Below are 17,546 nucleotides of genomic sequence, written 5' to 3'. Positions count from 1 at the left end.
CACCTGACCCGGGCGGCGTTGGCGTGCCTATATTACTTCGTGATCGTGCCGACAACCCCTGCGCCGACGGTCCGGCCACCTTCGCGGATGGCGAAGCGCAGACCCTGGTCCATGGCGATCGGAGCGATCAGCTTCACGCCGATGGTGACATTGTCGCCAGGCATGATCATTTCGGTGCCTTCCGGCAGGATCACTTCGCCCGTCACGTCGGTCGTGCGGAAGTAGAACTGCGGGCGGTAGTTGTTGAAGAACGGCGTGTGACGGCCGCCTTCGTCCTTCGACAGGACATAGACTTCGGCCGAGAACTCGGTGTGCGGGGTGATCGAACCCGGCTTGGCGAGAACCTGGCCACGCTCAACGTCTTCACGCTTGGTGCCACGCAGCAGCGCGCCGATGTTGTCGCCGGCTTCACCGCGGTCGAGCAGCTTGCGGAACATTTCGACGCCGGTGCAGGTCGTCTTGACGGTGTCCTTGATGCCGACGATTTCGACTTCTTCACCAACGTTGATGACGCCGGTTTCGACACGGCCGGTGACAACGGTACCACGGCCCGAGATCGAGAACACGTCTTCGATCGGCATCAGGAACGGCTGATCGATCGGACGCTCCGGCTGCGGGATCCAGGTGTCGACAGCGCGCATCAGTTCGAGAATGGCTTCACGACCGATGGTGTCGTTCGAACCATCGAGGGCAGCCACGGCCGAACCCTTGATGATCGGAATATTGTCGCCGTCGAAATCGCGCTTCGACAGTTCTTCACGGATTTCCAGCTCGACCAGCTCGAGGATTTCGGGGTCGTCGACCAGGTCAACCTTGTTCATGAAGACGACCATGGTCGGCACGCCGACCTGCTTGGCGAGCAGGATGTGCTCCTTGGTCTGCGGCATCGGGCCGTCGGTGGCCGAAACGACGAGAATCGCGCCGTCCATCTGGGCAGCACCGGTGATCATGTTCTTCACATAGTCAGCGTGACCCGGGCAGTCGACGTGCGCATAGTGGCGCGCTTCGGTTTCATATTCGACGTGGGCGGTCGAAATGGTGATGCCGCGTTCACGCTCTTCGGGAGCCTTGTCGATGTTGGCATAGTCAACGAAGGTGGCGCCACCGGTTTCGGCGAGCACCTTGGTGATCGCAGCGGTCAGCGAGGTCTTGCCATGGTCGACGTGACCGATGGTACCAATGTTGCAGTGCGGCTTCGTCCGCTCAAATTTAGCCTTGGCCATTGTTCACTTCCTCAAAAACGAAGGGTTGTTTCATCAGTCGGACGAGCGCCTGTCTGAATCAGGCGCCGCCCTTAATCACTCTTGTCCGATCAGGCAAGCTTCGCCTTGACCTCGTCGGCGACGTTCTGCGGAACTTCCTCATAGTGGGAGAACTGCATCGAGTAGTTCGCCCGGCCCTGGGTGAAGGAACGCAGCTGGTTGACGTAACCGAACATGTTGGCCAGCGGCACCATGGCTTCGACGACCTGGGCGTTGCCCCGGCTGTCAGTGCCCTGGATCATGCCGCGACGGCTGTTCAAGTCGCCAATCACGTCACCCATATATTCCTCTGGCGTCACCACCTCGACCTTCATCACCGGTTCGAGAAGCTTGATGCCAGCCTTGGATGCCACTTCGCGCATCGCACCACGGCCGGTGATTTCGAACGCCAGTGCCGACGAGTCGACGTCGTGATAGGCGCCGTCATACAGCGTGATCTGGAAGTCGATGATCGGGAAGCCGACGAGATGGCCGTTTTCGGCCGTTTCGCGCATGCCCTTTTCAACCGAGGGGATATATTCCTTGGGAATATTGCCGCCCTTGACTTCATCGACAAAGGTGATGCCCGAACCGCGCTCACCCGGCTGGACCTTCAGCTTGACGCGACCGAACTGGCCGGTGCCGCCCGACTGCTTCTTGTGGGTGAAGTCGACATCGACCGGCTTGGCCAGCGTTTCACGATACGCCACCTGCGGCGCACCGACATTGGCTTCGACCTTGAACTCGCGACGCATGCGGTCGACGATGATGTCGAGGTGCAGTTCGCCCATGCCTTTGATGATCGTCTGACCCGATTCGTGATCGGTCGAAACGCGGAACGAGGGATCCTCGGCCGACAGGCGGTTGAGCGCGATGCCCATCTTTTCCTGGTCAGCCTTGGTCTTGGGTTCCACCGACAGTTCGATGACCGGCTCGGGGAATTCCATGCGCTCAAGGATGATCGGTGCCCGTTCGGCGCACAGCGTGTCACCGGTCGTCGTTTCCTTCAGACCCGCGAGCGCGACGATGTCGCCGGCATTGGCCTCTTCAATGTCTTCGCGGTTGTTGGAATGCATCAGCAGCATGCGGCCGATCTTTTCCTTCTTGCCCTTCACCGAGTTCAGGTAGCTGCCCTTGGTCAGCGTGCCCGAATAGATGCGGACGAAGGTGAGCGAACCGACGAACGGGTCGTTCATGATCTTGAACGCCAGCGCGCTGAACGGCGCATCATCGGCGGTCGCACGGCTGTCCGGCTGGTCCGTGTCGGGGTTGACGCCCTGCACGTCCTCAATGTCGAGCGGCGACGGCAGATAGTCAACGACCGCGTCGAGCAGCGGCTGAACGCCCTTGTTCTTGAACGCCGAACCGCACAGCACCGGAACGAACGCCTGCTTCAGCGTGCCCTTGCGGATCAGCGCCTTGAGCGTCGGGACGTCGGGCTCATTGCCTTCGAGATAGGCTTCCATCGCGTCATCGTCCTGCTCGACGGCAAGCTCGATCAGCTTTTCGCGATATTCGGCGGCCTTGTCCTTCAGGTCGTCGGGGATTTCGGTATATTCGAATTCGGCGCCCAGGCTTTCATCCTTCCAGATGATTCCGCGCTGGTTGACCAGATCGACCAGGCCCTTGAAGTCGCCTTCGGCGCCGATCGGCAAATAGAGGACAGCCGGGGTAGCGCCGAGACGGTCGATGATCGTCTGGACGCAATAATAGAAATTGGCACCGGTGCGGTCGAGCTTGTTGATGAAGCACATCCGCGGAACCTTGTACTTGTCCGCCTGGCGCCACACGGTTTCCGACTGCGGCTCAACGCCGGCGACGCCATCAAAGGCGGCGACAGCACCGTCGAGCACGCGCAACGAACGCTCGACTTCAATGGTGAAGTCGACGTGTCCCGGCGTGTCGATGATGTTCAGCCGATGCTCGGGACCATTGCCTTCTTCGGCCTTCCACAGACAGGTGGTGGCGGCGGAGGTGATGGTGATGCCGCGCTCCTGCTCCTGCTCCATCCAGTCCATCGTCGCGGCACCATCGTGCACTTCGCCGATCTTGTAGGACTTGCCGGTGTAATAGAGGATGCGCTCGGTCGTCGTGGTCTTGCCGGCGTCAATGTGCGCCATGATACCGAAATTGCGATATCTCTCGAGCGGATGGCTGCGGGCCATGGTCTTTACTCCTGTGCCGGTCCGGTGCTGTGCCGGGGGCGGCGGTGCGAATGAAGGGGTTCGGTCGCCCCTTCCAGCCAGTCATGACAATCCGGTGACAGTCATTGTGGCGGAAGGGGAAAACCGGAACGCGCTTACCAGCGATAGTGGCTGAAGGCGCGGTTGGCTTCGGCCATGCGGTGCGTATCTTCGCGCTTCTTGACGGCGTTGCCGCGGTTGTTCGAAGCGTCGAGGATTTCGCCCGACAGACGGCCGGCCATGGTCGGCTCGCTGCGGTTGCGCGCGGCGGTGATCAGCCAGCGGATGGCCAGGGCCTGAGCCCGCTCATGGCGGACTTCGACCGGCACCTGATAGGTCGCACCACCGACGCGGCGGCTGCGCACTTCAATGCCCGGCTTCACATTGTTCAGCGCGTCATGGAACACGCCGAGCGGCTCCTTCTTCGCCTTGGCTTCAACGGTTTCCAGCGCGCCATAGACGATGGCTTCAGCGACGGCTTTCTTGCCGTCATACATCACGCTGTTCATGAATTTGGTCAGAACCACATCCCCGAAACGGGGATCCGGCAGAATTTCCCGACGTTCGGGACGACGACGACGTGCCATGGTAGGTCTCCTTATCCCGGCCGATTACTTGGGACGCTTCGCGCCGTACTTCGAACGGCTCTGCTTGCGGTCCTTGACGCCCTGCGTGTCGAGCACGCCGCGCAGCACATGGTAGCGCACGCCCGGAAGGTCGCGCACACGGCCGCCGCGGATGAGCACGACGCTGTGCTCCTGCAGGTTGTGGCCTTCGCCGGGGATGTAGGTGATGACCTCGCGGCTGTTGGTCAGACGGACCTTGGCCACCTTGCGGAGAGCCGAGTTCGGCTTCTTCGGGGTCGTCGTGTAAACGCGGGTGCAAACGCCGCGCTTTTGCGGGTTCGCTTCCATCGCCGGGACCTTGGATTTCGTCTTCTGCAAAACCCGGCCCTTGCGGACAAGCTGGTTAATCGTAGGCATGAAGTCTTCACCTAATAGCTGGTTACTCTGCATCAGCGGCTTGCCCATCGGACGCTTGTCCCATGAACGCGAAAAGTGCCGGATGGCGCGAACGCCCCCGGACCGATCACCGATTCAAACAGTGTTCAGGCAATATGTGTTTGCCCGAAATCCGCGAATCCGCCGGACAAACCAGCGACCCCAAGTCTTTCGGACGAGCGCGCCCCTAGCGCCAGACGCGCCCGCCGTCAATGGTTGCGGTCGAAACCGGGCCTGCCGCTTGCCGTCCCCCTAGCGGGCGGCAGCGACATGGGCGCCGATGGCATCCTGTGCCTGTTTCGCCTCGGGGAAAAAGAAGATCGGCCAATCGTGGATCATACCGGCGCGCTCGTCGAGGCTGATACCGGGCAGCTTCGCCTTGAGGCTGCGCGAATCCATGACCAATATGTCATCGCCCCCGGCAAACACCTGCATCGGCGGCAATCCGTCCCAATTGCCGTGGATCGGGGAAACGCGCGGATCGCTCGGCGGCAGATCGCGGGCATAGAGCTTGCCGGCGTCACGAATGCCGCGGATGCGCAAAATGGCGTCACGCTTCTCTATTTCGGCCTGTTCGGCATGGGGCGCCTCGGCATCGAGCCAGGGACAGATCAGGCTGAGCGCGGCAGGCAAGCGCAGGCCGGCGTCGCGCGCCGCCATCGCTGTCACTGCCGTCAGGCCGCCACCCGCCGAATCGCCGCCCATGACGAACGGACCTGGCACCTGATCCAGATAGTGCCGATAGACCGCCATGGCATGAGCCGTCGTTTCCAGCGCATCATGTTCAGGGGCGAGCGGATAATAGGGCACAGTGATTGCCACGCCGTGCCGTTCGACAATGTTGACCAGGGCATTCCAGTGGAAGGGGCTGATGGCAAAAACATAGCCGCCGCCATGCCAGAACAGCATATGCCCCTTGGGCGTCGCCCCGCCCCTGGGTGACAGGTGAAACATCGGCAGGCCGTTGAAATTCTCTTCGCGCACATCAATGCGGGAACGGTGTTTGGCGGTCGGTGATGGCACAGGCAGGGCCCGCGCCGCCGCGATCACCTTGGGCATATCCGGGCCGCCGTTGAAATTCTTGCTGACATAGCCCGTAAGCCGCAAAAAACTCCCAAAAAGTCTGGCACTTACACTCGGCATGGCTTCCCCCTCACCCTCATTCGGCAGGGTCTGGTAGAGGCTGCTGCGGAGCCGAATAGCCGCTCTACCTCGCCATCTACCTGCCCGCTGTCGCGACCAGAGTGGCAAAGCCGTCACCGCCTGTCAAAACATCAAAAGCCCAGCGCAAACCGAACCGCTGCGCCCAGATCGTCGCCCGCCGCCTGAACATGCCCCGGCTCGTCGCGCCAGAATCCGTTCAGTGTCAGCACACCGCCCCAGGCAGGAACCGTCCACGCGGCTTCGACAACATGCTCCCGCCCGACCGGCGCCAGTGGCATAGTGACGCGCCCGTGGGTGGCCATCAATGTCGCATAATCATAGCCGGTCGGCACATCGAGCAACAAGCCGCCGGCCTCAACGCGGAGAGGCTGCGCCACCCGCAGCGCCAAATGGTCGCCAGCGACCAACAGGTCCCGTTGCGCGACATCCAGCGCCCACGCACGGGTGCGGATCGGCGAACTTCCCGCGACCAGACCCGCCGAGCGCGCATGGGTCCACCCTTCGCGCCATTGCAGGTCGATGCGCGAGCGCTGACCCAGTTCCACCCTTGCATGGCCATCGATCAGCACGCTCCGCGCACCGGCGCCACCCAAAAGCGCCGACCAGCGAGCGCCAAGCAAACTGGCGTTCTCCGTCAGCATCGTGGCCGTCAGCCGCCCTTCCCATTGTGAGGACCCGACCACAACAGTTCGATCCACGCCAAACGACCACAAGGCATAGCGTGACTGCCGATCCAGCATCGCCGGATCATGCTGTCGCCTGGCGCGCAGCAAAGCATCCACGTCGCCCTGTTCCGCCGACACGGCGAGTGTCGATCCCGGCGCCACCGCAACGCGCACTGCCGAGCCAGTGACACTGCGGAAGCCCAGGAGACGGGCAGAGTAGGCGGGATCGGCCACGACAAAGGCGTTACCATCGCGCCCGCCCATCATGGCAGTCAGCGCATCGACGCTCCGATTGGCCGAGAGGCCAACGCTGGCCACGGAAGACAGGCGCATGATCATGCTGCCAGCGAGCAGGCGCGCTTCGTGGCGTTGGTCGGGACCAACGTGAAGCGGCATCAGATCAGCATGGCCGCGCCCAGGATCCACCGAAACGGAAAAGGCGACAGCGGAACCGCCGGCGGAAAAATCGCGACCCCTTGCAGCCAGAGCGGGAAACAAGGCAGGTCGGCCATTCATCGGCATGGCCATTAGGCGATTGAGATGGAGTTCATACGCTCTCTGATATCCGTCGAGCATCACGGCAGGCGCAGCGTCACGCACGGCCGCATCACCCATGGCTCCGGAATAACCGCCAAGCAGCCTGTCTGCCGGAAGAGCAATTGATGTGCCCGCCAATGTCGTCGCACCCTGTGGGGCAAAGGCCCTGGGAATATTGAGGATACCGCGCCCGTTAACACTGTCGGTTCCAAGCGGCCCGACATCCGTGGCCGTAGTCAACAAAAGATCGACAATCTGCTTGCCGCTGAGATTGGGAAAGGCCTGGGCCAGCAGCGTAGCAGCGCCGGCAATCTGCGGGGCCGAATAGGATGTGCCACTGACCACAAAGACAAAGCTGCCATCGGTCGTCACCTCCCGGCGCAGATCGCCATTGTCATAATCACAACACAGCCGGTCCCCCAGCGCGAGAAGATAGTTTGAAGCACTGGCGCCGGCACGATTGGAGAAACTGGAGATTGCGCCCGTTTCACTGTTCGCGCCTGCGACAATGACCAGTCCGTTACCCGCTTGCAGCACGGCTCTGGCAAACGGGTCGGGATTGGACGGGTCAACTGCCGGATCAGTGCTCTCGCCATTATTGCCCGCGGACACAATAATGAGCACCCCTGCAGCCGTAGCCCTGTCAACGGCATCGAGAAGGACCGATGTGGGCGCCCCTCCACCAAGCGAAATATTGACTATCCGCGTGCCGGCCGAAACGGCGCGGTCCAGGCCGGCTGCGATTGCTACGTCAGAAAAGCGGCATCCGCGGTCGCGTCCAGACGCACTACCATCCAGACAGCTGCCCGGCCGATCGGCGCGCAAAGCCAGCAATGTGGCGCCCCAGGCTATGCCGACAGTGCCTCGATCATTTCTCGCCCCCAAGAGTAACTGTGCAACATTGGTCCCATGCCCGTCACTGCCGACATCATCAAAACCTCTCGCGCCGCCGGCAACATCTGCAGACATGGGATGCAAGCGCCCGGCAAACTCGGGACTGTCGGCATCAATGCCTGAGTCAATGATCGCCACTGTCACGCCTGCACCACTGACACCGCGGCCCCAAGCGATACTGGCGTCATGATAATTCGCGCCATCAGACCGGAGATACTCCTGGGTATTGAAATTTTCGACCGGCACGGAAGGCGGCGTCGGCGTCGGAGCGGGCGTCGACACGGCTGGGGGCGGCGGAGCCGCGATAACGGAGGGCGCCGTTTGGCCAGCACCGCCGCAACCACCGAGCAACAAGGCGCCTATTGGCAAGGTGCCATTGAAAAAGCGCCGCCTCTCCTGCCCATTGGGCCTGAATCTGGCTGTCATGCCCATGTCCTGCCATGCCTCTGCCGAGATGATCGGCACACTTGATCCCCGGCCATGCGATGGACCACAGCCTGTCAACAAAGGGTTAGCAGAGGCTTGCAGCGCAAGCATTTTCATGACTAAAGCCGCCGATGCCATCGCTTCTCGACGTCAGCCTGCTGTCGCAGCATATCGACTGCTGGATCTTTGATCTCGACAACACGCTGTATTCACCCAAGCTTGGAATTTTCGCGCAGATTGACGTGCGGATGGGCGCCTTCATCATGCAAATTGTCGGATGCGACGCCACAGAGGCCCGGACAATCCAAAAGCGCTATTTTCATGATCATGGCACCACTCTGGCAGGAATGATGCGTCATCATGGTGTGGCTGCCGATGACTTCCTTGAATTTGTTCATGACATTGACTTGGCAAATCTCGAACCTGACGCTGTTTTGCGCGAAACGCTGTCAAAACTCCCGGGGTCACGCCACATCTTCACAAATGCCGACGCCAGTTACGCTACGCGAATATTGACGCGAATCGGCATTGATGACCTCTTCCAATCTATTGTCGACATCAGGGCAACTGACTATTCGCCCAAACCCGAACAGGACGCCTATGGGCATCTGTTTCGGCTTATCCCTGATATGCAGCCGACGAACACATTGTTTGTCGACGACATGTCCCGAAATCTGCGACCTGCTCATGCTTTGGGTATCACGACAGTCTGGCTCGATAACGGAAGCGAGGCTGGCAACAGGGACCATGATCCGGCCCATGTCGATCACCACATCAACAACCTGCATGACTGGCTCCGTGCCATCACCGGCTGCTGAGCGTTTGCGGCCTTAATGAGAACGAGGAAAGATGATGAGCGAGGATATCAAGGCCATTGTTGAAGCCGCTTGGGAGGATCGAGCTGCCATCAATCCTTCCACGTCCGGCCCGGTGCGCGCAGCTGTGGCGGAAGCGCTCGCGCTTCTGGATTCCGGCAGGGCGAGGGTCGCAGAGGCACGGGAAGACGGTTCCTGGCAGGTCCACCAATGGCTTAAGAAGGCCGTCCTACTGTCATTCCGGCTTAACGACAATCGGGTCATAGAAGGCCCGGATCACGCTAACTGGTTCGACAAGGTTCCTTCCAAATTCAGCCATTGGACTGATCAACAGTTTCGTGCCGCGGGCTTTCGCGCAGTGCCCGGCGCCATCGTGCGGCAGGGTGCCCATATCGGCAAAGGGGTTGTCCTGATGCCGAGTTTTGTCAACATCGGCGCACATGTTGGCGAGAACACGATGGTCGACACTTGGGCTACCGTCGGCAGCTGCGCACAAATAGGTGCCAACGTCCATCTTTCGGGAGGTGTGGGCATCGGCGGCGTTTTGGAGCCCCTGCAAGCCGAGCCAGTAATCATCGAAGATGACTGTTTCATTGGCGCCCGATCGGAAGTGGTGGAAGGAGTCCGGGTGGAACGCGGTGCTGTTCTGGCCATGGGCGTATTCATTTCATCGACCAGCAAAATCATTGACCGGACGACTGGAGAAGTCTTCATCGGTCGCGTGCCAGCTTACTCGGTTGTCGTTCCGGGTTCGATCCCCGGCAAGCCTCTGCCGGATGGGAGTGCCGGCCCGGCCCTGTCATGCGCGGTTATCGTAAAACGGGTCGATGCTCAAACTCGAGCCAAGACTGCAATCAATGACCTGTTGCGCGATTGACGAAACTATTCGTGTCAATTGCGCCACAATGGACTGAATAAGTGCTCACAGCATGTTGTCGATTATTTGACGGTAACCTTTGGGCGCCTATGAGAGCATCATGACGTTCTGGACAAAAGCGCGAAGCACCCCCTGTATCGCTGGCGTTGCGTTTCTGTCCGTTCTGGACCCGGTTGGTGCTTCGGCGCAACACTCCGACAGTGCGGCTGCCAGTGTCGGAACGGCCGACACCATAGTCTATTTGCCTTCAGAATTTGCGCGTTTTGCCCCTCGCACTGCTCTGGATATTGTCGACAAGATCCCAGATTTCTCTCTTTCGGAAACGAGAGATGATCGGGGACTTGGAGAGGCCAGCCAAAATGTCCTGATTAACGGCCAGCGGGTCGCGGGAAAGAGCAATGACGCCCGCACAACACTGGGCCAGATCGCGGCCGATGCCGTTGAAAGAATCGAGGTCACAGACGGAGCGCGACTCGGCATTCCCGGATTGAGTGGCCGAGTGGCCAATGTGATCGTCCGAAACCAGCAAATCAGTGTACAATTTCGCTGGGAGCTGCAGAACCGCCGGAATATCCCGGATCAATGGACGAGCGCATCCATGTCGGCAAGCGGTCGGCTGGGAACGACTGACTTCACACTCAGCCTGTCAAACAATGACGCGTCCCGGCGCGGTGGCCAAGGCCCCGAACTGGTCCTCGACGGCAATGGCCAGCTGCTTTTGTCTCGCTGGCAGCGCGATGTGTTCTTCATCGACAGCCCGAGGTTGGCAGGAACCATTCACCGGGAGTCTGCAGCAGGATCGGTTTTCAACGCAAGCCTGTCGGCAGAGCGTTATGATTTCAGAGTTGCTTTCGATGGCATCGCCACGCCGCTGCCCCCCGAGCCCTTGGTCGAGGAGACATTTCGTCAAACCGACAATAGCTGGAACGTCGAAGCTGGAGCAGATTACGAATTTCCGGTCGGCCCGGGCCGACTCAAGCTTATAGGGTTGCAGCGCTACGCCCATGGGCCACTTATGGCGACCTCGCGCGCGCGCCAGTCACTGCTGGGTGCAGTGGCGACCGGGACCCTTTATGAACGGACAGCCCGCGACGGCGAGAGCGTTCTGCGTGCCGAATTTGTTTGGGGCGAGGACGAAGAAAAGTGGCAAGCCGCGTTCGAGGGTGCCTATAATTTTCTGGAGGTTTCTTCTGCTGTCGGAACCTTGCGTCCCGATGGCAGCTATTCGCGGACCATTCTTCGCGGTGGCAATATCTTTGTCGACGAATGGCGCAGCAACATCTCACTGACTCGCGGTTGGCGGCTGAATGAGCACGTTTCCCTGCAAACGCTGATTGGCGCGGAGTTTAGCGAAATACGGCAAACGGGTGCCGGCGGACTGTCTCGGCAGTTCTGGCGGCCGAAGGGTTCAGCTACCCTGTCGTGGACAATGAGTCCGCGCCTGACGTTCAACGCGAGCCTCGAACGACAGGTGGGCCAACTCGACTTTCTCGATTTCAGTGCCGCCGTTGACCTGATCAATGGGGTAACCAATGCCGGCAACACTGCGTTGGTACCTGAGCAAAGTTGGCGCTTCGAAGGCCAACTGGTCAGATCGTTCGGCAGCGCAGGTTCAGTCACCCTTGGTGGCTATGGCGAAGCGATCAGTGACATTGTTGACCGCATTCCGGTCAATGCCACCGAAGAGAGTATCGGCAATCTGCCGACAGCGCGGCGATGGGGAATGATCGCGCGGGGGACATTGCTGCTGGACACGATCGGGTGGCGGGGCGGACGGATCAACGCCAGCAGCGAATTTCGCGACTCGCGTGTCCGCGATCCCATTACCGGCACCTTCCGGCGGATCAGCCAGGATCTGGTGAGACGCTGGAGCGTCGATATCAGGCACGACATCCCCGGAACCGACATCGCATGGGGCGGATCCCTATCCGAAGAGTTGAAAGCCCGGACGTTTCGACTCGACCAGCTGTTTGAAACATATCTCGATCAACCGATCGCGACAGTGTTTGTCGAGCATAAGAATGTCGCCGGCTTCACGGTTCGGCTGGGCCTGCGCAATGTGCTCAACGGCGAGGATTATATCCGCCGGGATTTCTATGTTGACCGGCGCGACGGGCCTATTGATTTCAGCGAGATTCAGACCCGTCGCATTCACCTGATCGGCGTGCTGACCATCAGCGGCACCTTTTAGCCCGGTCAGCGTTCCGACAGATAATAGCGGTCATTGGCCGACAGGTCGTTGGCGAGGTCATAAACAATTGGCTGCCCTGTGGGGATCTCGAGGCCGGTGATGTCGGCATCGGCGATGTTCGAGAGATGCTTGACCAGCGCGCGCAGACTGTTGCCATGGGCGGAGATCAGCACGCGCTTGCCGGCCTGCAGTTCCGGGACGATGCGGCTTTGCCAATAGGGCAGGACCCGGGCGATCGTGTCCTTGAGGCTTTCGGTCGATGGGATGGCGATGCCGGCATAGCGGCGGTCCTTGCTGAGATCGAATGCGCTGCCCGGTTCAAGCGGCGGCGGCGGGATGTCGAAGCTGCGGCGCCAGATCTTTACCTGATCGTCGCCATGCTTGGCTGCGGTCTCTGCCTTGTCGAGGCCGGTAAGTCCGCCATAGTGGCGTTCATTGAGGCGCCAGTCCTTTTCGACCGGCAGCCATAAGCGGCCCATTTCCTCCAGCGCGAGGTTCAGCGTCTTGATGGCGCGGGTTTGCAGGCTGGTGAAGCAGCAATCGAAATCGAGACCCTTGTCGCGCATCAGGCGGCCGGCGGCGCGGGCTTCCTCGACGCCCTTTTCGGTGACGTCGACATCCCACCAGCCGGTGAAGCGGTTTTCCAGATTCCACTGCGACTGGCCGTGGCGGATGAGGACAAGCTGGGGCATGGCGGGACTCCGTTTCGGGGATGTGCCGCGGCGATTAGGGCGGGGGCGGGCAGGGCGCAAGGGCGGGGTGAAGTGTACGGCCAGTTAGAGTGGGTATTCGCGAGTCCACCCAAAATTTAATCGCCCAGTTTCAATGTCATGAAGCGACTGAACGGATCGGGCCGATAATCCGCGAACGGTTCGCAATAAGAGAAGCCGAAACGCTGGTAGAGGGCGTGGGCGGCATCGAAGGCGGGCGATGAGCCGGTTTCGAGACTGAGCTGCCCAAGCCCTTCGGCCCGCGCCGTGGCGACAATGTGGGTGAGCATCGCCGCGCCCACCCCGCGCCGCTGGAAAGCGTCATGCGTTCGCATCGACTTGACCTCCCCCAGCACGGCATCATGCCTTTTGAGGGCTCCCATGCCGGCGAGGTCATCGCCATCCCAGATCGACCAGAAGGTGACGCCCGGTGCCTTCAGCCCCTCGACGTCGAGAAAATGGCAGCTGTCCGGCGGGGAGTTGGCGAGCATGCCGGCAAAATGCACGTCGAGCAGGGCGCGGATCGCCGCCCCTGAAAGATCGTCTTCGATGATGCGCATTTGCCCCATCCCCTTGCGCTAGCCCCCTTCACACCTCGTCGATCAGCTCCGCCAATGTCGCAAGGCAATCGCGGGCGAGCTGCATCGAGCGTTCGGGGCTCCAACCGGCGCGCGGATCGGCCAGATCGTCATGGTCCTTGAACGGCATTTCGAGCGTCAGCGCCATCGCGCCAAAGCGGTGCGCGAGCTGGTTAGTCGACATGGCGAGATTACCGGTACCCGGCGGCGAAACGGGATAGCCTTTTGCGGTCTGAAAATCAGGCGTACGCGCCGCCAGCCGCTGTGTGTAGCGGTGCAAGCGCGCCCGATGCGCGTCGATCAGGCCCGGAATACCCTCATAGCCGGCGATGAACACGGCCGGGATCGCCTCATCCCCGTGGATGTCCATGGCAATGTCGACGCCGCTTTCATCCATCGCATTGCGCACGCACAGCACTTCGGGGCTCTTGTCGTTGCTCGGCGTCGCCCATTCGCGGTTGAGATTGATGCCGACCGCATTGGTGCGCAAATGCCCGCGCCGCGAGCCATCGGGATTCATGTTGGGGACGATGTGGAAGCGGCATTTCTGCCGCAGCAGCCGGGCATGCGGGTCCGATTCGTCGGTGAGCATGGCGAGCGCACCCTCCATCCACCATTCGGCCATCGATTCCCCGGGATGCTGGCGCGCGTAGAGCCAGACCTGCCGGTCCCCCTCCCCCAGTTCGAGGCAGTCGATCGGCTGGCCATCAAGGCTGTGGCCGAGCAGGCGATAGGTGACGCCGGGCGCCGAGGCCGCCTCTGCCACCAGATCATGATGGCGTTCCATCGAATAGGGCGCGAAATAGGCGAACCAGGCAGGCGCCCCGTCGCTATCGTAGCGGATGGTCAGCGTTCCACCATCCTCTGTGGCATCATAGCTGGTATCAGCCAGCCGCCAATCCTGCCGGTCGGTGCTGACCCGGGCGCGATAGCCAGGCCAGCCATCCGGATAGGCCGAACCGGCAAGGCCGGTGATGCGCAAGGTCACCGTTTCCCCTGCCGGTGCGACCAGCCGGAAATGGAACCATTGGTAAAAGTCACTGTCCTGATCCTTGCGGATCGACAGGGTGGCAGTGTGACCGGCAATGGCGTCAACGACGATATTGCCCGAGTCAAAGGCTGAACTGATGTGGATGGTCATGGGACAGTGATAGTTTCCCCGGAGCGACCGGGGAAGTCCCGGAACAGCGCGGTCGCCAATTTGTCCGCATCAAGGTCTGCCTGGGCCGCCGGTGAGCCGGCCCGGGCAACGCTTTGCGCCCGCCCTTCCCACAGGGGGAGCGAATCTCCGCGACGGGTGATTTGCACCGCCAGCCGCGTGGTCACCACATCGCGCCGGTCGGCGAGCAACCGCGTCAGATCGAGCCCGACCCCGACACCAACCCCCGAATGATAGCCGCCGGTCCCGCCCCCGACCCCGACGCTGACTCCGGTGCCATTGGCCGAGGCATCAGCCGGTCCCCGGTCACGCGAGACGCGCAGGCTGACCTGATAGTCGGCCTGATCGGAGGCAGCGGCGCCGCCATTCCGCAGGCCGAGCCGATCAAGCTGGCGCGCCACGGCAATTTCATAGCCCCTGCTGGCCAGACCGGAACCCGCGTCACCGGCAGCATCACCAGCCGCATTGCCCTGGGCAACAAAGACATAGGTGCCGGGCGCGATTGCCGGCGAATCAACACGGTGAAACCGGGTCGCTTCGATCGGTGGCAGGGCGGTCGCACAGCCGCCAAGTGTGGCAGCCAGCAAGGGCAGGGTGAAAAAGGCGGTGCTACGCATGGCGACTTTCTTTCTGAACCGGTGCGATCCGCCAGCCGGGCGGCGCAGGAGCAACCTAAGGCTTTACAGCTGGCCCGGCAATGAACGGCGGAACCGGCAAAAACACATGTTCATGGCCATGCAGGCCAGAGTCCGGTTGACTTTGCCGGGCCCAGGCCATAGTGGCGCGCCTTCGCCAATATCCTGTTGTCGCGCATGGGTGACCGCAATCGCCGGCCGCAGGAGGCACATCAACAAGTTTTTCAAGCGAAAGCCAGAGACATGAAGATCCGCAACAGCCTGAAGTCGCTCAAGGACCGGCACCGGGACAACCGCGTGATCCGTCGTCGCGGCCGCACCTATGTGATCAACAAGACCAACCGCCGTTTCAAGGCCCGCCAGGGCTGACGGGCCGGGGCCACGGCCCCGTCGATGTGGTGAGGTTTCAACCGCCGTCGGGGTAACCCGGGGGCGGTTTTGACGTGGACGTTCGCCTGAACTGTCACGGTTTGGGAACGGGTGAGGTCGGTCGGCCCCGACGCACAATGAAGCGCCAGTTCAGATCAGCGCGCTGACAGCCTCTATGAAGCGGATGACCGAAATGGGTTTGGAGATATAGGCTTCGGCCCCGGCGTCGCGGATGCGTTGTTCATCATCCCGCCCGGCATAGGCGGTAACGGCAAGGATCGGCGTCGCATTGAGCAAAGGATCAGCCTTTACCGCGGCAATCAGGTCCATGCCGCTGACATGCGGCAACTGGATGTCCATGATGATGAGATGCGGGCGCACGGCCGTGGCGCGGGCCATGACATCGCGCCCGTCGCGCACCGGCTCGGCGCCATAGCCATGGGCAGTCAACAAATCGCAGAACAGCCGCAGGTTGAGTTCATTATCCTCGACCACCAGCACCGTTTTGCCGCCGCCCATATGCTTTCCCGCTCCCTGCACAGTCAGGCGGGTCCCCACACCCTTGCCCACGGGCGCCTCATAGGCCAAGGACGGACGGGAAACAAACAGATTGGGTGAACCGCCATCATGCTGTCGGATGACAGGGGCAAGACGAGTGAGACGGACGCGTCCGTGGTGCTGCTCGGCGCGCTGGCCTGGGTGTGCGCGGAGGATGACCGGGCGCACCGTTTCCTGGCGCTGACCGGCATTGATGTCGGCGAATTGCGGGCACGGGCTACCGAACCGGCAATATTGGCTGCGGTGGGGCAATTTCTCGCCGACCATGAGCCCGACCTGATCGCCTGTGCCGATGCCCTTTCCCTTGCCCCTGCCACGCTAGCCGCGGCGGCGGGCCGACTGACAGGATAATCCATGCCCCGTCCCCTGATCATCAGTGATTGTGACGAAGTGCTCATGCACATGGTCGTGCCATTCGGTGCCTGGCTCGCCGATGACCATGACATTGAGTTCAAACTGGAAGATGCGACATTCGGCAATGCGCTGAAGCGCCGTGCCTGTGGCACCCCGCTGGAGGCGGCCGAAGTATGGCCGCTGCTCGACGGTTTTTTCCGCCACGAGATGCACCGCCAGACGGCAATCGCAGGCGCGGTCGAGGCTATGAACCGGCTGGCCGGCATAGCCGACATCGTCATCCTCACCAATGTCGGCCCGGACCATCAGGACCGCCGCATCGCCCAGCTTGCCGACATCGGGCTCAACCACCGTGTCATCGGCAATCGCGGCCCCAAGGGCGAGCCTGTCGCGGCGCTGATCGCCGAAATGCAGCCGAGCGTCACCATATTCATCGACGATTTGCCGCAGCATCACAGTTCGGTGGCGTCGGTCATCCCCGATGTGTGGCGGTTGCACATGGTCGGCGAACCGGTGATTGCCCCCAAGATTCCCACCGCCAAGCGCGCCCACGCCCGGATCGACGATTGGGCGAGCGCCGAAAGCTGGTTGTTCGACCGCTTGACCGAGGCCGTTCCGGCCCCCGCCATTGCCCGCCACGAGCCAGCCGCCGACCCTGCCTGACCCGTTCACCCCTTTCAGGAGACCATCATGACCCAGACACCCGAAGCCCGGCTGGCCGAAGCCGGCCATGCCATTCCCCAGGCCGCTGCGCCGATCGCCGCCTATGTGCCGACGGTGCAGGTCGGCAAGCTGCTCCACATCTCGGGTCAGGTCAGCTTCAAGGATGGCGCGGTTGTCACCGGCCGGGTGGGCGAGACAATGGATGTCGAGGCAGGCAAGGCAGCGGCGGAGCTGTGCGGCCTGATGCTGATTGCCCAGATGAAGGCAGCGCTGGGCGACCTTTCGCGCGTCGAGCGGATCGTGAAGCTGGGCGTGTTCGTTACCTCTACCCCCGATTTCACCGATCAGCCGCTCGTCGCCAATGGCGCGTCGGAGCTGATGTTGCTGGCCTTTGGTGATGCCGGTCGCCATGCGCGCAGTGCCGTTGGCGTGCCCGCCCTGCCGCGCGGTGCGGCGGTTGAGGTGGACGCGGTGATCGCGATCAGGGACTGACACCCCTTTCGCGCCGCAGTGGCAGGGCCCATAT

At 61.7% G+C, this 17,546-nt stretch carries 19 protein-coding genes; 7 read left to right on the top strand and 12 right to left on the bottom strand.

Annotated features, from left to right (window positions below; genetic code table 11):
* Positions 1-32: 32 nt before the first annotated feature.
* From tuf to GV829_RS05230, 6 genes are all read right to left on the bottom strand, one after another.
* On the bottom strand, positions 33-1,223 hold the full coding sequence (tuf, locus tag GV829_RS05255; RefSeq protein WP_169944545.1) for an elongation factor Tu: 1,191 nt from the start codon (positions 1,221-1,223) through the stop codon (positions 33-35).
* Between the two features lie 89 nt (positions 1,224-1,312).
* Entirely contained in the window at positions 1,313-3,406 is a 2,094-nt protein-coding gene (gene fusA / locus GV829_RS05250) for an elongation factor G (RefSeq protein WP_169944542.1), read from the bottom strand.
* A 134-nt stretch (positions 3,407-3,540) separates the two neighbouring features.
* Entirely contained in the window at positions 3,541-4,011 is a 471-nt protein-coding gene (gene rpsG / locus GV829_RS05245) for a 30S ribosomal protein S7 (protein ID WP_169944540.1), read from the bottom strand.
* Positions 4,012-4,035: 24 nt separating this feature from the next.
* Positions 4,036-4,407 carry a 30S ribosomal protein S12 gene (gene rpsL, locus GV829_RS05240; protein ID WP_169947990.1) on the bottom strand — a complete coding sequence of 124 codons (372 nt, stop codon included), beginning with the start codon at positions 4,405-4,407 and terminating at the stop codon, positions 4,036-4,038.
* A gap of 270 nt (positions 4,408-4,677) precedes the next feature.
* Positions 4,678-5,568 (bottom strand): alpha/beta hydrolase fold domain-containing protein, encoded by an 891-nt coding sequence (locus tag GV829_RS05235; protein WP_169944537.1) that lies wholly within the window; start codon positions 5,566-5,568, stop codon positions 4,678-4,680.
* A 131-nt stretch (positions 5,569-5,699) separates the two neighbouring features.
* On the bottom strand, positions 5,700-8,111 hold the full coding sequence (locus tag GV829_RS05230; RefSeq protein ID WP_169944535.1) for a S8 family peptidase: 2,412 nt from the start codon (positions 8,109-8,111) through the stop codon (positions 5,700-5,702).
* Positions 8,112-8,242: 131 nt separating this feature from the next.
* Here GV829_RS05230 and GV829_RS05225 point away from each other — a divergent pair, with 131 nt between their 5' ends.
* Together GV829_RS05225 and dapD are read left to right on the top strand one after the other, a co-directional pair.
* Positions 8,243-8,929, top strand: coding sequence for a pyrimidine 5'-nucleotidase (locus tag GV829_RS05225; protein ID WP_169944533.1), 687 nt, complete (start codon positions 8,243-8,245; stop codon positions 8,927-8,929).
* 34 nt (positions 8,930-8,963) lie between these two features.
* A complete protein-coding gene (gene dapD, locus GV829_RS05220) occupies positions 8,964-9,803 on the top strand; it encodes a 2,3,4,5-tetrahydropyridine-2,6-dicarboxylate N-succinyltransferase (RefSeq protein ID WP_169947988.1) in 840 nt (279 codons plus the stop codon).
* 247 nt (positions 9,804-10,050) lie between these two features.
* Here the strand turns inward: dapD and GV829_RS05215 are convergent, their stop codons facing one another.
* Entirely contained in the window at positions 10,051-10,386 is a 336-nt protein-coding gene (locus GV829_RS05215) for a hypothetical protein (RefSeq protein ID WP_169944531.1), read from the bottom strand.
* 15 nt (positions 10,387-10,401) lie between these two features.
* Between GV829_RS05215 and GV829_RS05210 the strand changes: the two genes are divergently transcribed.
* On the top strand, positions 10,402-11,994 hold the full coding sequence (locus tag GV829_RS05210; protein WP_169944529.1) for a TonB-dependent receptor: 1,593 nt from the start codon (positions 10,402-10,404) through the stop codon (positions 11,992-11,994).
* A gap of 5 nt (positions 11,995-11,999) precedes the next feature.
* Here the strand turns inward: GV829_RS05210 and gpmA are convergent, their stop codons facing one another.
* From gpmA to GV829_RS05190, 4 genes are all read right to left on the bottom strand, one after another.
* Positions 12,000-12,686, bottom strand: a complete 687-nt coding sequence (gene gpmA, locus GV829_RS05205; RefSeq protein WP_169944527.1) for a 2,3-diphosphoglycerate-dependent phosphoglycerate mutase — start codon at positions 12,684-12,686, stop codon at positions 12,000-12,002.
* A gap of 116 nt (positions 12,687-12,802) precedes the next feature.
* A complete protein-coding gene (locus GV829_RS05200) occupies positions 12,803-13,264 on the bottom strand; it encodes a GNAT family N-acetyltransferase (RefSeq protein ID WP_425505441.1) in 462 nt (153 codons plus the stop codon).
* Positions 13,265-13,292: 28 nt separating this feature from the next.
* On the bottom strand, positions 13,293-14,423 hold the full coding sequence (locus GV829_RS05195) for a M14 family metallopeptidase (protein WP_169944523.1): 1,131 nt from the start codon (positions 14,421-14,423) through the stop codon (positions 13,293-13,295).
* Positions 14,420-15,058, bottom strand: a complete 639-nt coding sequence (locus GV829_RS05190) for a DUF4136 domain-containing protein (RefSeq protein WP_169944521.1) — start codon at positions 15,056-15,058, stop codon at positions 14,420-14,422. Before GV829_RS05190 ends, GV829_RS05195 begins: the two co-directional genes overlap by 4 nt.
* Before the next feature lie 261 nt (positions 15,059-15,319).
* Between GV829_RS05190 and ykgO the strand changes: the two genes are divergently transcribed.
* The gene (ykgO, locus tag GV829_RS05185) at positions 15,320-15,445 is read left to right on the top strand and encodes a type B 50S ribosomal protein L36 (protein ID WP_003046794.1); all 126 of its coding nucleotides are present in this window, start codon (positions 15,320-15,322) and stop codon (positions 15,443-15,445) included.
* Positions 15,446-15,595: 150 nt separating this feature from the next.
* Here the strand turns inward: ykgO and GV829_RS05180 are convergent, their stop codons facing one another.
* Positions 15,596-15,964: a response regulator gene (locus GV829_RS05180; RefSeq protein WP_169947986.1), complete on the bottom strand. Its 369-nt coding sequence runs from the start codon at positions 15,962-15,964 to the stop codon at positions 15,596-15,598.
* Between the two features lie 108 nt (positions 15,965-16,072).
* On the opposite strand from GV829_RS05180, the gene GV829_RS05175 reads away from it, so the two are divergent.
* Genes GV829_RS05175 through GV829_RS05165 form a run of 3 tightly spaced genes read left to right on the top strand, consistent with a single transcriptional unit; the run spans position 16,073 to position 17,512 of the window.
* A complete protein-coding gene (locus GV829_RS05175) occupies positions 16,073-16,354 on the top strand; it encodes a DUF3572 family protein (RefSeq protein ID WP_169944519.1) in 282 nt (93 codons plus the stop codon).
* 3 nt (positions 16,355-16,357) lie between these two features.
* A complete protein-coding gene (locus GV829_RS05170) occupies positions 16,358-17,020 on the top strand; it encodes an HAD family hydrolase (RefSeq protein WP_169944517.1) in 663 nt (220 codons plus the stop codon).
* Positions 17,021-17,047: 27 nt separating this feature from the next.
* Positions 17,048-17,512 carry a RidA family protein gene (locus GV829_RS05165; protein WP_169944516.1) on the top strand — a complete coding sequence of 155 codons (465 nt, stop codon included), beginning with the start codon at positions 17,048-17,050 and terminating at the stop codon, positions 17,510-17,512.
* Positions 17,513-17,546: the final 34 nt, after the last annotated feature.

Origin of the sequence: Sphingomonas lacunae (assembly GCF_012979535.1) — a bacterium.
Classification (GTDB): Bacteria; Pseudomonadota; Alphaproteobacteria; order Sphingomonadales; family Sphingomonadaceae; genus Sphingopyxis; species Sphingopyxis lacunae.
Note: the sequence above shows the minus strand (reverse complement) of the source record. Positions and strands in the feature narration are given on the sequence as shown.